Origin of the sequence: Curtobacterium sp. PhB115, from assembly GCF_003752025.1 — a bacterium.
Classification (GTDB): Bacteria; Actinomycetota; Actinomycetes; order Actinomycetales; family Microbacteriaceae; genus Curtobacterium.
On record NZ_RJKR01000010.1, the window covers coordinates 1 to 12,997 of the forward strand.

Annotated in this window: 10 protein-coding genes; 1 reads left to right on the plus strand and 9 read right to left on the minus strand. The window is 70.5% G+C overall.

Features of this window, described 5'->3' with window-relative positions; all coding sequences use genetic code 11:
* Positions 1-100: 100 nt before the first annotated feature.
* The 7 genes from EDF19_RS14270 to dusB all read right to left on the minus strand — a co-directional run bounded on the left by EDF19_RS14270 (position 101) and on the right by dusB (position 11,321).
* The gene (locus EDF19_RS14270) at positions 101-1,789 is read right to left on the minus strand and encodes an ABC transporter ATP-binding protein (RefSeq protein WP_123681546.1); all 1,689 of its coding nucleotides are present in this window, start codon (positions 1,787-1,789) and stop codon (positions 101-103) included.
* Positions 1,786-2,790, minus strand: coding sequence for an ABC transporter permease (locus EDF19_RS14275; protein ID WP_123681547.1), 1,005 nt, complete (start codon positions 2,788-2,790; stop codon positions 1,786-1,788). Before EDF19_RS14275 ends, EDF19_RS14270 begins: the two co-directional genes overlap by 4 nt.
* Positions 2,791-2,792: 2 nt before the next feature.
* On the minus strand, positions 2,793-3,869 hold the full coding sequence (locus EDF19_RS14280) for an ABC transporter permease (RefSeq protein ID WP_123681729.1): 1,077 nt from the start codon (positions 3,867-3,869) through the stop codon (positions 2,793-2,795).
* Positions 3,870-3,986: 117 nt separating this feature from the next.
* A complete protein-coding gene (locus EDF19_RS14285; RefSeq protein WP_123681548.1) occupies positions 3,987-5,603 on the minus strand; it encodes an ABC transporter substrate-binding protein in 1,617 nt (538 codons plus the stop codon).
* 1,271 nt (positions 5,604-6,874) lie between these two features.
* Positions 6,875-8,794 carry a DNA primase gene (gene dnaG, locus EDF19_RS14290; protein WP_123681549.1) on the minus strand — a complete coding sequence of 640 codons (1,920 nt, stop codon included), beginning with the start codon at positions 8,792-8,794 and terminating at the stop codon, positions 6,875-6,877.
* Positions 8,795-8,862: 68 nt separating this feature from the next.
* Complete coding sequence (locus EDF19_RS14295) at positions 8,863-10,170, minus strand: deoxyguanosinetriphosphate triphosphohydrolase (protein ID WP_123681550.1); 1,308 nt, start codon at positions 10,168-10,170, stop codon at positions 8,863-8,865.
* Positions 10,167-11,321, minus strand: a complete 1,155-nt coding sequence (dusB, locus tag EDF19_RS14300) for a tRNA dihydrouridine synthase DusB (protein ID WP_123681551.1) — start codon at positions 11,319-11,321, stop codon at positions 10,167-10,169. The genes EDF19_RS14295 and dusB overlap by 4 nt, the downstream gene beginning before the upstream one ends.
* 47 nt (positions 11,322-11,368) lie before the next feature.
* Between dusB and EDF19_RS14305 the strand changes: the two genes are divergently transcribed.
* Positions 11,369-11,854 (plus strand): aminoacyl-tRNA deacylase, encoded by a 486-nt coding sequence (locus EDF19_RS14305; RefSeq protein ID WP_123681552.1) that lies wholly within the window; start codon positions 11,369-11,371, stop codon positions 11,852-11,854.
* A 138-nt stretch (positions 11,855-11,992) separates the two neighbouring features.
* Here EDF19_RS14305 and EDF19_RS14310 read toward each other — a convergent pair whose 3' ends face one another.
* Together EDF19_RS14310 and EDF19_RS14315 are read right to left on the minus strand one after the other, a co-directional pair.
* A complete protein-coding gene (locus tag EDF19_RS14310) occupies positions 11,993-12,211 on the minus strand; it encodes a hypothetical protein (protein ID WP_123681553.1) in 219 nt (72 codons plus the stop codon).
* Entirely contained in the window at positions 12,208-12,942 is a 735-nt protein-coding gene (locus tag EDF19_RS14315) for a DsbA family protein (protein ID WP_123681554.1), read from the minus strand. Before EDF19_RS14315 ends, EDF19_RS14310 begins: the two co-directional genes overlap by 4 nt.
* Positions 12,943-12,997: the final 55 nt, after the last annotated feature.

The following is a 12,997-nucleotide window of genomic DNA, read 5'->3' on the forward strand; positions in this document are numbered from 1 at the left end:
GGGGCTGCTCGGGGGTGGGGGGGGGGGGGGGGGCCCCCCCGGGGGGGGGGGGGGGGGCGCCCCCCCCCCCCCCCGCGCCTCCAGGACGGGTCACGTCGGGTCAGGACCCGGCGTTCTCCAGTTGCTCCAGCGTACGCCGTCGCTCGGCCTGCTCCGCTGGGTCCGGCACGGGCAGCGACGCCAGGAGCCGCTGCGTGTAGGGGTGCTGCGGCGAACCGAGGACCTGCGCGGTGGTGCCCACCTCGACCAGGTCACCGCGGTACAGCACCGCGATCCGGTCGGAGAGCGCGCCGACGACCGCGAGGTCGTGGCTGATGAACAACGAGGCGAAGCCGAGGTCCTGCTGGAGCTCGAGGAACAGCTCGAGCACGCGGGCCTGCACGGACACGTCGAGGGCGCTCGTGGGCTCGTCGGCGATGAGCAGCTTCGGCCGGAGCGCGAGCGACCGGGCGAGCGACGCACGCTGCCGCTGCCCACCGGACAACTCGTGCGGGTAGCGGTCGCCGTACGCCTTCGGGAGCTGCACGGCCTCCAGCAGCTCGTCGACCTGCTTCCGGGCGGCACGCGGACTCGACACCACACCGTGCACGACCAACGGCTCGGCGACGCACTCGGCGATCGTGAGCAGCGGGTTGAACGACGTCGCCGGGTCCTGGAACACGAACCCGATGTCCTTGCGGAGGTGCTTGAAGTCCCGCTCGCGGTACCCGAGCATCTCGGTGCCGAGGACCTTGAGGGACCCGCCGGTGACCTTCGTCAGGCCGGCCATGGCACGCCCGATGGTGGTCTTGCCGGAGCCGGACTCCCCCACCAGACCGAGGACCTCGCCGGGACGGATCGCCAGGTCGACACCCTTCACCGCGCGGAACGCGGGCGAACCGAGACGGCCGGGGTACTCGATCTCGAGCCCCTTCGCCTCGACCAGCGGGGTGACGTCCTCGGTGATCGCGGCACGGCGAGCGGTGCCCGTCGACGCCTCGAGCCGGGGCACCGCGGCCAGCAGCCGCTTCGTGTAGTCGGCCTGCGGACGGGCGAACAGGTCGGTCGCCGACGCCTCTTCCACGATCTCGCCCTGGTACATCACGGCGACGCGGTCGGCAAGGTCGGCGACCACGCCCATGTTGTGCGTGATGATCACGATCGCGGTGCCGAACTCGTCGCGGCAGCGCCGGAGGAGGTCGAGGATCTCCGCCTGCACCGTGACGTCGAGCGCCGTCGTCGGCTCGTCGGCGATGATCACCGACGGCTCGAGCGCCAGCGCGGACGCGATGACGACGCGCTGCTTCTGCCCGCCGGAGAACTGGTGCGGGTAGTGGTCGACACGGGTCTCGGGGTCCGGGATCCCGACACGACCGAGGTAGTCGATCGCCTTCGCCCGCGCCTCCTTCTTGGACACGCCGCCGTGGGCACGGAGTCCCTCGGCGATCTGCCACCCGACCGTGAAGACGGGGTTGAGCGCGGTGCTCGGCTCCTGAAACACCATCGCCCCGGCCGTCCCGCGCAGGCTGCGGAGCTTCTGCGCCCCGACGCTGACGACGTCGGTGCCGTCGAGCAGCACGGCGCCGCCGAGCGTCGCCGTCTCGGGCATCAGCCGCAACATGGCACGGGCGGTGACCGACTTGCCGGAGCCGGACTCGCCGACGAGGGCGAGGACCTCGCCGGGACGGACGTCGAGGGTGACGCCCTTCACCGCGTCGACAGCGCCGCCGTCGGTCGCGAAGGTGACGGTGAGGTCGTCGACGACCACGACGGGTGCGTTCTCGTTCTGGGCGGTTGCGTCGTTCGTCATGCGCCCGCTCCTTCCGCGGTGGCCTTGTTGCGTGCGTCGCGCGTCGACACCAGCTGCTTGAGCCGGCGGCGTGCACGGAGACGAGGGTCGGAGATGTCGTTGAGGCTCTCGCCGATGAACGTCACACCGAGCACGAGCACCACGATCGCGACACCCGGGAAGACACCCGTCCACCAGACGCCGCTCGCGACGTCGGACAGAGCGCGGCTGAGGTCGTAGCCCCACTCCGCGCCGGAGGTCGGACCGATGCCGAAGCCGAGGAACCCGAGGCCCGCGAGCGTCAGGATCGCGTCGCTGGCGTTCAGGGTGAGGATCAGCGGCAGGGAGCGCGTCGAGTTCCGCAGCACGTGCCGCGTCATGATGCGCCACGGGTTCGTGCCCATCACGCGTGCCGACTCGACGAAGGCGTCGTTCTTCAGCCGCACGGCCTCGGCACGGACAACCCGGAAGTACTGCGGCACGTAGACGACGGTGATCGAGATCGCCGCCGCGATGATGCCGCCCGCGTAGCTCGAGTTGCCGCCGGAGATCACGATCGAGACCACGATCGCGAGCAGCAGCGACGGGAACGCGTAGATCGCGTCCGCCACCACGACGAGGACCCGGTCGAGCCAGCCACCGAGGTAGCCGGACACCAGACCGAGCAGGACGCCCACGATGATCGAGACCACGACGGCCACGATCACCACGAGGACCGCGGTGCGGGCGCCGTAGACGACGCGGCTGAACACGTCGAAGCCGCCGACCGTGGTGCCCCAGATGTGCTCGGGACTCGGTGCGGCCGTGCGCGGGAAGCTCTCGCCGTCGGCACCCTGCAGCTGGCCGAAGCCGTACGGGGCGATGAGCGGCGCCGCGATCGCGACGATGATGTAGACGGCGCAGATGACCACGCCGGTGATGAGCATGGCGCGCTGCCAGCCGGTGCTCTTGCGGAGCTGGACCACCACGGGCAGCCGCTTCCAGAGCGGCTCGTGGCGGTCGACGAGGGAGGTGTCAGCCATCTCTAGAACCTCACTCTCGGGTCGATCAGTGCGGCGACGACGTCGACGACGAAGTTCGTCACCGCGACGATGACCGCGAGCATCGCGACGATGCCCTGGACGGCGACGAAGTCACGGGCGGACAGGTACTGGTTGAGCTCGAAGCCGAGGCCGCGCCACCCGAAGGTGGTCTCGGTCAGGACCGAGCCGCCGAGCAGCATCGCGATCTGCAGCCCCATCACCGTGATGATCGGCACCAGCGCCGGGCGGAACGCGTGCGTCCGGACGAGGCGTGATTCACGGACACCGCGGGAGCGGGCCGCGTCGACGTACTCGGAGCCGAGCGAACCGATCATGTTCGCGCGCACCAGGCGCAGGAAGATGCCGGCGGTCAGCAGCCCGAGGGTCAGCGCGGGCAGGACGGCGTGCTGGAGCACGTCGCCGATGATCGCCGCGTTGCCGGTCCGGAGCGCGTCGATGATGTAGATGCCGGTCGCGCCGGGGATGCCGTCGAGGATCAGCTCGACCCGGGTGGACGCACGGTCGCCGAGCGGCAGCCAGCCGAGCCACACCGAGAAGACGAGCTTGAGGAGCAGACCACCGAAGAACACCGGGGTGGCGTACGTCAGGATCGCGAGCGCACGGAGGAGCACGTCCGGCCACTTGTCGCGCATGTACGCGGCCAGCATGCCGAGCGGGATGCCGAGCACGAGGGCGACGATGAGCGCGTAGAAGACGAGCTCGGCGGTCGCGCCGCCGTACTGCAGGATGATCTCGGTGATCGGGCGGTTGTCCGTGGACGCCGTGCCGAAGTCACCGCGGAGGATGTTGCCGAGGTACTCGAAGTACTGCACGAGCACCGGACGGTCGTACCCGGCGGCGTGCAGACGCTCCGCCAGCTGGGTCGGGGTGAGCCGACCGCCGACCGAGGCGGTGATCGGGTTCCCGATGACGCGCATCAGGAAGAAGACGAGCGTCACCAGGATGAAGACGGTCGGGATGATGAGGAGGAACCTGACGAGGACGTACCGGCCGAGTCCGCCACCACTGCTCTTGGCACTGCGTTGTGCCTGTGGCTTGGTGGGATCGGTGCCGTTCACGTCCTGGGTCGCCTCTGGGGTGCTCAGGGTCACGGGGAGGGGTGCCTTTCGTGCCGATGCGCAGGCACGCGGGCGTTCCTCGTGGGAACGCCCGCGGCCTGCGCGTGGGGCTTGGTGCTACTTGCTGAGGGTGGCGTACCGGAACTTGAACGAGGCGTCGAGGGTCAGGCCCTTGACGTCCTTGCCGGCGACCGCGACGGACTTGCCCTGCAGCAGGGGCAGCGTCGAGATCTGCGAGGCCTCGCGCTCCTGGGCCTGCTCGATCAGGTCGGCGCGCTTGTCCGGGTCGGACTCCGCCTGCTCCTTCGCGATGAGGTCCTGGATGACCGAGTCGTCGTAGTGGTTCTGGACGAAGTTCTCCTTGGTGAAGAACGGCGACAGGTAGTTGTCGGCGTCGGAGAAGTCGGGGAACCAGCCGAGCTGGTACTCCGGGTAGGCGTCCTTGGTGCGCTCCTGGGCGTAGGTCGTGTAGACCGTCGACTGGATGTTGACGGTGAACAGGCCGGAGTCCTCGAGCTGGGTCTTCAGCAGCGCGTACTCGTCGTCCGAGGCCGAACCGTAGTGGTCGGGCGCGTACTGGATGTCGAGCTGCACCTTGCCGGTGACGCCGGCGTCCGACAGGGTCTTCTTCGCCTTGTCGAGGTCCGGACCGCCGTCGCCGTCGCCGTACATGTCCTTGAAGGGCTGGACCGCACCGGTGAGGCCGTCCGGCACCATCGAGTACAGCGGGGTGAAGGTGTCGTTGTAGACCTCCTTCGCCAGCGCTGCGCGGTCGACCACGTCAGCAGCGGCCTGACGGACGGCGAGGGCCTTCGCCTCGTCCGCGTCGTCCTGGCCGGTGCCGAACGGCTGGGTCTTGAAGTTGAAGACCACGTAGCGGATCTCGCCGCCGGGGCCATCGGTGACCTTGAGGGAGTCGTCCTTGCGCAGGTCCGAGATGTCCGTCGGCGTCAGGGAGCGGTACGCCACGTCGACGTCGCCCTTCTGCACGGCGAGCTTGAGGTCGGTCTCCTTGGTGTAGTAGTTGGCCGTCACCTCGGACGTCTTCGCCTTGCCGAGCAGGCCGTCGTACTTCGGGTTCGTCTTGTACTGGATCAGCTGGTTCTCCTTGTAGGAGCTGATCTGGTACTGCCCGGCGAACGCCTTGCCCTTGACGATGTCGTCGGCGCTGGTGAGCTTCGTCGCGCTGAAGACGTCCTCGTCGACGATCGGGCCGGCGGGGCTCGAGAGCACCTGCGGCCAGGTCTGGTCGGCGTGGTCGAGGTTGAACACCACGGTCGTGTCGTCCGGGGTGTCGATGCTCTTGAGGTTGGCCAGCAGCGACTGCGGGCCGTTCTCGTTGTTGATCTTCAGCTCGCGGTCGAACGAGAACTTCACATCGCTCGACGTCAGCTTGTTGCCGTTCGCGAACTCGAGCCCGTCCTTGAGGGTGACCGTGTAGGTCGTCGGGTTCGTGAACTCACCCTTGGTGGCGATGTCCGGCTTCACGTCCGGGCTCCCCACGGGGGTGTTCATCAGGAACGGGAAGACCTGGTTCTGCACGGCGAAGGAGCCGTTGTCGTAGGAACCGGCCGGGTCGAGGGACGTGATCTTGTCCGTCGTCCCGATGCTCAGGCCGTTCAGTTCGGTGTCACTCACGCTGCTGCTCGCACAGCCGGTGAGCACCAGCGCCGTCGCTGCTGCTCCGGCGCCGAGCGCGATGCCGCGCTTGCCCCACTTGGTCACGGATGCCATGTCCGCTGCCTCTCTGGTCATGATTGCAAGGGTGCTGGCCGGCGGGTGGAACGTCTGTGTGCCCGGCCAGGAACGCTCATTGCTATCACCCTGTCACGGAACTCAACGAACCGAGGGCGATTTGTTTACACCGCTGTAATGCACGAGCGCGTCGCGTGATGCATCATTCGTGCGTTCACGAGCGGCGCGTCGCACACGAATGTTGCGTGGTGCAACCTGGGTCGCTCGGCGCTCGGGCGCGCCCGCCCGGCGATGGTTCGTGCGCTCTCGTGCACCCGCCTGGAGGCCCGCCCCGTCCGTCCTGCCCCACGCCCCCGCCCTCACGCACCCCCCGCACCCACGCCCCCGCGCGCACCGGTGCCCCACGCCCCCGCACCCCCGGCCGACTGGTCACGACACACCGCCCGCCCCACCCCGAGCGGTCACGTCCCGTCGGCCAGACCTCGGCCAGCCGACGGTGTACGACCATTCGACGCCCCACCCGCGGCACGTCCCGACCGCTCACGAACCCTCGAGGGCACGCGAGGAGGGCTAGGAGGTGCACCCCCTGTCCGTCCTGCCCCACGCCCCCACGCCCCCGCCGACTGGTCACGACACACCGCCCGCCCCACCCCGAGCGGTCACGTCCCGTCGGCCAGACCTCGGCCAGCCGACGGTTTGCGACCACTCGACGCCCCACCCGCGGCACCTCCGGCCTGGAGGCCCACCCCTGTCCGTCCTGCCCCACGCCCCGGCCGACTGGTCACGACACACCGCCCGCCCCACCCGAGCGGTCACCTCCCGTCGGCCAGACGTCGGCCAGCCGACGGTATGCGACCAATGGACGCTCCACCCGCGGCACGTCCTGACCGCTCACGAACTCCCGAGGGCACGCGAGGGCGGCTAGGAGGCCCGCCACCTGTCAGTCCTGCCCCGCGCCCGCCCACCCCACCCCGACTGGTCACGACACACCGCCCGCCCCACCTCGGCCGACTGGTCACGACACACCGCCCGCCCCACCCCGAGCGGTCACGTCCCGTCGGCCAGACCTCGGCCAGCCGACGGTTTGCGACCACTGGACGCCCCACCCGCGGCACGTCCGGCCTGGAGGCCCGCCCCTGTCCGTCCTGCCCCACACCCCCGCCGACTGGTCACGACACACCGCCCACCCCACCCCGAGCGGTCACATCCCGTCGGCCAAACCTCGGCCAACCGACGGTGTGCGACCACTCGACGCCCCACCGGCGGCACGTCCTGACCGCTCACGAACCCCCGAGAGCACGCGGCAAGGGTCAGGAGGCCTCGGCGTCGGCGCGGAGCCGCATGCGCTGGGCATCGATGTCGACGAGCTGCCGCTGGATCTCGGAGCGCCGTTCGGCCTGCTCGTGCGGGTCGGCACGCTGCAGCTGTCCGAGCAACGAGGCCTTGCGGGCGAGCAGGTCCCGCTCGACCAGGGCGACGACGATGCTCCGGCAGTAGGCCGCGAGGTCGTCGGCGTTCCGCGCGGGGATCGGCGCCAGCGCGAGCTCGTGCGTCAGGGTCCGGAGCGGTGCCGGGACGTCCGCGAGCAGTCGGTCGAGCCAGTCCCCCGCCCCGATGACGTCGACGTTGGCGACCACGGCGTCCCGCACCACCGCGAGCATCGGTGCCGAGAACGTGGCGGATGCGGCGAGCCCGAGCAACGGCGCCCCGACGGACGTGGGCTGCTGCACCATCGCCATCACGGCGTCGCGTTCCATCCGGCTGATCGGGTCGTTCGGCAGGGAGCGGATCCCGGCGACGGGCTCCTCGACCGGGCCGGCCCCGTCGGTGGCGTGACCGGTGCGACCGTCGCGCCCCGTGCCTCCAGTCCGGTCGTCCTGGCCACCTGAGCCCGCGCGCCGACGCGCGGTCTCGACCGATCCACGGACCTCCGGCATGTCCATGCCGAGCCAACCGGCGAGCTCGCGGACGTAGCCCTGCGTCAGGGACCGGTCGCGGATGCCGGCGAGGACGGGGGCGGCGGCGCGGAGGGCACCGACGCGGCCCTCGACGGTCTCGAGGTCGTGGCCCTCCAACGTGCGGCGGATCATGAACTCGAACATCGGACGCTTGTTCGTGATGAGGCGGCGGATCGCGTCGTCACCCCGGGCGAGCCGGAGGTCGCACGGGTCGAGCCCGCCCGGCGCGACGGCGACGTAGGTCTGAGCGGCGAAGCGCTGCTCCTCGGCGAAGGCGCGGGATGCGGCACGCTGCCCGGCCTCGTCCGGGTCGAAGGTGAAGACGACCTCGCCGTTGGCGTTGGGGTCGGCTCCGGCCAGGTCGCCGAGCATCGGGCGCAGGACCTTGATGTGGTCGACGCCGAACGACGTGCCGCACGTGGCCACCGCGGTCGTGACGCCGGCGACGTGGCAGGCCATGACGTCGGTGTAGCCCTCGACGATGACGACCTGCTTCTGCTTCGAGATGTCACGGCGGGCCAGGTCGAGCCCGTAGAGCACCTGGCTCTTGTGGTAGATCGGGGTCTCGGGCGTGTTGAGGTACTTCGGACCCTTGTCGTCGTCGAGCAACCGTCGGGCGCCGAACCCGATCGTCGCACCGGTGACGTCGCGGATCGGCCACATCAGGCGACCGCGGAACCGGTCGTACGGCGACCGGTCGCCCTGGCTGACGAGCCCGGCGGAGACGAGTTCCTCCATCGTGAAGCCGCGCCCGCGCAGGTGGTCCTTGAGCATGTCGTACGACTTCGGGGCGAAGCCGACGCCGAAGTGCTGCGCGGCCGAGGGGTCGAAGCCGCGCTCCCCCAGGAACCGGCGAGCGGGGTCGGCCGCGGGGGTGGTGAGCTGCGCCGTGTAGTACTCGAGCGCCGCCTCGTTCGCAGCGATGAGCCGGGCACGGGTGTTGTAGTCGGTGCGGGGGCCGTCGCCCTCTTCGTAGTGGAGCGTGAAGCCGATCTTCGCGGCCATGCGCTCGACCGCCTCGGCGAAGGTGGTGTGGTCCTGCGCCATGATGAAGCTGAAGACGTCGCCGTCCTCGCCGCAGCCGAAGCAGTGGTACCGGCCGACCTGGGGGCGGACGTGGAACGACGGGGAGCGCTCGTCGTGGAAGGGGCAGAGGCCCTTCATCGACCCGACGCCCGCGTTCTTCAGCGTGACGTAGTCGCCGACGACGTCGGCGATGTTGACACGCGAGCGGACCTCGTCGATGTCGTTCCGCGCGATCCTGCCAGCCACCCTCTGATCCTAGTTCGTGGGAGCGACACCGGCCGACCGGTCGGCCAGGATGTGGACGGCGAGGCCGGTCAGACCGGGATGTGGACGGCTTCCCGCTCCCCGACGACGAGACGGCGGTGCCACGCGATGGCGCCCTGGTCCGTCAGGCTCGCGACCTGGTCGACCACGGCACGCAGCCGCCCGTCGTCGTCGGACGCCGCACGCCAGTCGGCGGCGAAGCCCGGCTCGAGGTCGGACGCACCCGACGCCGCCAGTGCATCGAGCAACTCGGTCAGGATGCGCCGCTGTTCCTCGTACACGGGCTGCCGGTCGCCGTGGGTCATGACGAAGGCGGCCACGATGCCCTTGAGCACCGCGATCTCACCGATGATCTCGGGTGGCGTGACGACCGACGCGGCGAACCGCACGAGTGACCCCGAGGCGTAGGACTCCCGCGTCGCCCGGGTCGCGGTCCGGGCGAACCGGCCGATCAGCTGCGACGTGAGGTTCTTCAGGCGTGCGGCGTCGCGGCGGGAGCCGTCGTACGACGTCATCCACAGGGGCAGTGCCCGGAGGCGGTCGAACGCCTCGAGCAGCTCGTCGCGGCTCAGGTCGTCGCCGACCCAGGCGTGCATGGCGGTGACGATGTCGTTCTCGCCGACACGGTCGCCGAGCGCCGCGACGTCGATGAACCCGGCGACGACGGCGTCCTCGAAGTCGTGCACCGAGTACGCGATGTCGTCGGAGAGGTCCATGACCTGCGCCTCGATGCACCGCTGCCGGCGGGGAGCGCCCGCGCGGAGCCACTCGAACGCGTCGTGGTCGTCGTCGTAGAAGCCGAACTTGGTGCGCCCCGACGAGGCCTCGGACACGCCCTGCGCAGCCGGCCACGGGTACTTGCAGCTGGCGTCCAACGATGCGCGCGTCAGGTTGAGCCCGTACGGCCGGTCGCCGTCGGTCACACCGTCCGCGCTCGTGCGCGGCCCGTAGACCTTCGGCTCGAGCCGGGTGAGCAGCCGCAGGGTCTGCGCGTTCCCCTCGAACCCGCCGATCCCGGTCGCCCAGGCGTTGACGGCCGTCTCGCCGTTGTGCCCGAACGGCGGGTGGCCGATGTCGTGCGCCAGACAGGCGGTGTCCACCACGTCGGGGTCGAGCCCCAGCGAGTCCGCGAGCTCACGGCCGACCTGCGCGACCTCGAGCGAGTGGGTCAGCCGGTTGCGGGCGAAGTCGAGCCCCGTCGTGGGACTGAGCACCTGGGTCTTGGCGGCCAGGCGGCGGAGCGCACTCGAGTGCAGCAGGCGCGCGCGGTCACGGGCGAAGTCCGATCGGCGGTTGCCGTGCTCTTCCGGCAGCCAGCGCTCGGCGTCGGCCGGGCCGTACGAGGCGGTGGCGCTCATCCGCCGCTGTGGTGCAGTTCGGCGGCGGCCAGGACCTTGCGGAACTCACTGTCGACGTCGCGGGACTCGAGCCACCGGTCGGGCAGGGCGGTGCGCTTCGGGTTGCCGGAGCGACCGCGGGGACCCTCGGCGTCGGCACCGGGGTAGGGCGCGTCGTGGTCGAGCTGTGCGAGCAGGTCGTCGATCTCCTGCAGGCTCGAGGCCATCGCGAGGCCGGCCCGCACGTCACTGCCGATCGGGTACCCCTTGAAGTACCAGGCCACGTGCTTCCGGATGTCGCGGCATCCGTGCTCCTCGGCGCCGAAGAACTCGACGAGCAGTTCTGCGTGCCGGCGGAACCCGTCGGCGACCTCGCCCAAGGAGGGCATGTAGCGCAGCCCCTCGCCGCGGAACGCCGCGGCCAGGTCGCCGAAGAGCCACGGTCGGCCGAGGCAGCCGCGCCCGACGACGACGCCGTCCGCGCCGGTCTCGTCGATCATCCGGAGCGCGTCGGCTGCGGACCAGATGTCCCCGTTGCCGAGGACCGGGATGTCCGTCACCGTCTCCTTCAGCGTCGCGATCGCGGACCAGTCGGCGTGGCCGGAGTAGTGCTCGTTCGCGGTGCGTGCGTGCAGCGAGACCGCGGCGACACCGGCGTCCCGCGCGATGCGGGCGGCGTCGAGGTAGGTCAGGTGGTCCTCGTCGATGCCCTTGCGCATCTTCACCGTGACCGGCACGTCGCCGGCGGCGCGGACGGTCTTCGTGACGAGCTCGCGGAACAGGTCGAGCTTCCAGGGCAGCGCCGCCCCACCGCCCTTCCGCGTGACCTTGGGCACCGGGCACCCGAAGTTCAGGTCGATGTGGTCCGCACGGTCCTCGCCCACCAGGATCGACGCCGCCTCGGCCACGGTGTTCGGCTCGACGCCGTACAACTGGATGGACCGCGGGGTCTCGGACTCGTGGTGCTGGATGAGCTGCATCGACACCGGGGTCCGTTCGACCAGCGCACGCGAGGTGATCATCTCGCAGACGTACAAGCCGGCGCCGTACTCACGGCAGAGCCGGCGGTACGCCATGTTCGTGATGCCCGCCATCGGCGCGAGCACGACCGGCACGTCGACCTCGATGGGGCCGATGCGCAAGGGCTTCACGGGTGTCTGTGTGATCGTCATACCAGACCCATCCTCCCACGTCGGTGCTGCCCGGTAGCGTTCTCCACATGACGATCGAGGCCAACACCAGGTTCGACACCGACGCAGCGACCCGCGGCCTCGCGGTCGAGGTCGTCGAGCGCCCCGCCGCGGACTCCCTGCACGAGGCCGCTTCGCTCCTCGGGATCGAACCCGGCGACATCGTGAAGACCCTGGTGGTCAAGCGTCACGACGGCGGCTTCCTGCTCGCACTGGTGCCCGGGGGCCGCAGCATCGCGTGGAAGAAGCTCCGAACGGTCGTCGGCGTCAACAAGCTCTCGATGCCGGACGCCGCCACCGCGCTCGAGGCCTCGGGCTACGAGCGCGGCACCATCACGCCGATCGGAGCGACGGGCGGCCTGCCCGTGTACGCCGACGAGCGGATCGTCGGCCGGCGGGTGGCCCTCGGCGCGGGCCGTCACGGCGCGAGCGCCTTCGTCGACGCCGACGACCTCATCGCTGCGTACGCCGCGACGGTCGCCGACATCACGGACGAGGAACCCCAGCGCGCCTGATCGGTCCGGCGACCGACGGATTGCGCCCCCGCACCGCCGTCGCGCCCCGCAGAATCGGGGCGTAACGACCGCACAGGGGCGCAACGACCGCACAGGGGCGCGGGACCACCAGCGCGCAACGCGCGACCGACGGAACCGTCAGTCGGGGACCTCGGCCCAGTCGCCCTCGGCGCCGGCGAACGAGCCGGCGTCGATCAGGCACGAATCGCCGTCGCAGACCGGCGCACCGCCGGGCGTGACGAGCGTCAGCAGGGCGGGTCGTGCCTCCAGGCCCGTCAGCGCGTCCGGGACGGACGGCACCGACGTCACGGCCTGGAGGCGCACAGCACCCTGGTCACTGATCGTCATGTCCGTCATCGGGTCGCCTCTACGTCCGCGGTCGCGTCGTCCGCGGCCCGCTCGGTCGCCGAGGCGACCTCCTCCGGCGTCGTCCCGCGCAGCGCGACGACCTGCGTCAGCACCTGCTCGAACGCGGCCGGGTCCTGCGCGCCGGAGACGCCGTACTTGCCGTCGATGACGAAGAACGGGACGCCGTTGATGCCGAACGCCTGTGCCTGGGCCTGGTCGGCGCGGACGGCGGCGAGCTGTGAGTCGTCCCGCAGCGTGGCGAGGACCTCGTCGCGGTCGAGGCCGATCTCCGCGGCCAGGTCGGCCAGGGTCGACTCGTCACCGACGTGCTCACCGCGCTCGAAGTAGGCGGTGAAGAGCCGCTCGACCATGTCGAGCTGCTTGCCGTGCTGCTTCGCGAGGTGGATGACCTGGTGCGCCTTCACCGTGTTGGTGTGGTGCATCGCCTCGAAGTCGTAGTCGAGGCCGACGCTCGCGGCGATCCCGGTGACCTGGTCGAGCATCTGCTGCGCTTGCGCGACCGGCATGCCCTTGTGGCTGGAGAGGAACTCGGCCTCGGTGCCCTCGAAGTCGACGGGGGTGTCCGGGCTCAGTTCGAAGGAGTGGTACTCGACCTCGACCGGGCGGCCGTCGCCCGAGGACTGGAACCCGGCGACGCCGGCCTCGAACTTGCGCTTGCCGATGTAGCACCAGGGGCAGGCGATGTCCGACCAGACATCGACCTTCACGGAGTCGTTCATGCTGGGTGCAACGCGGTGCTCTCGCGCTCATTCCCACGGAACCAGGCTCCGGACA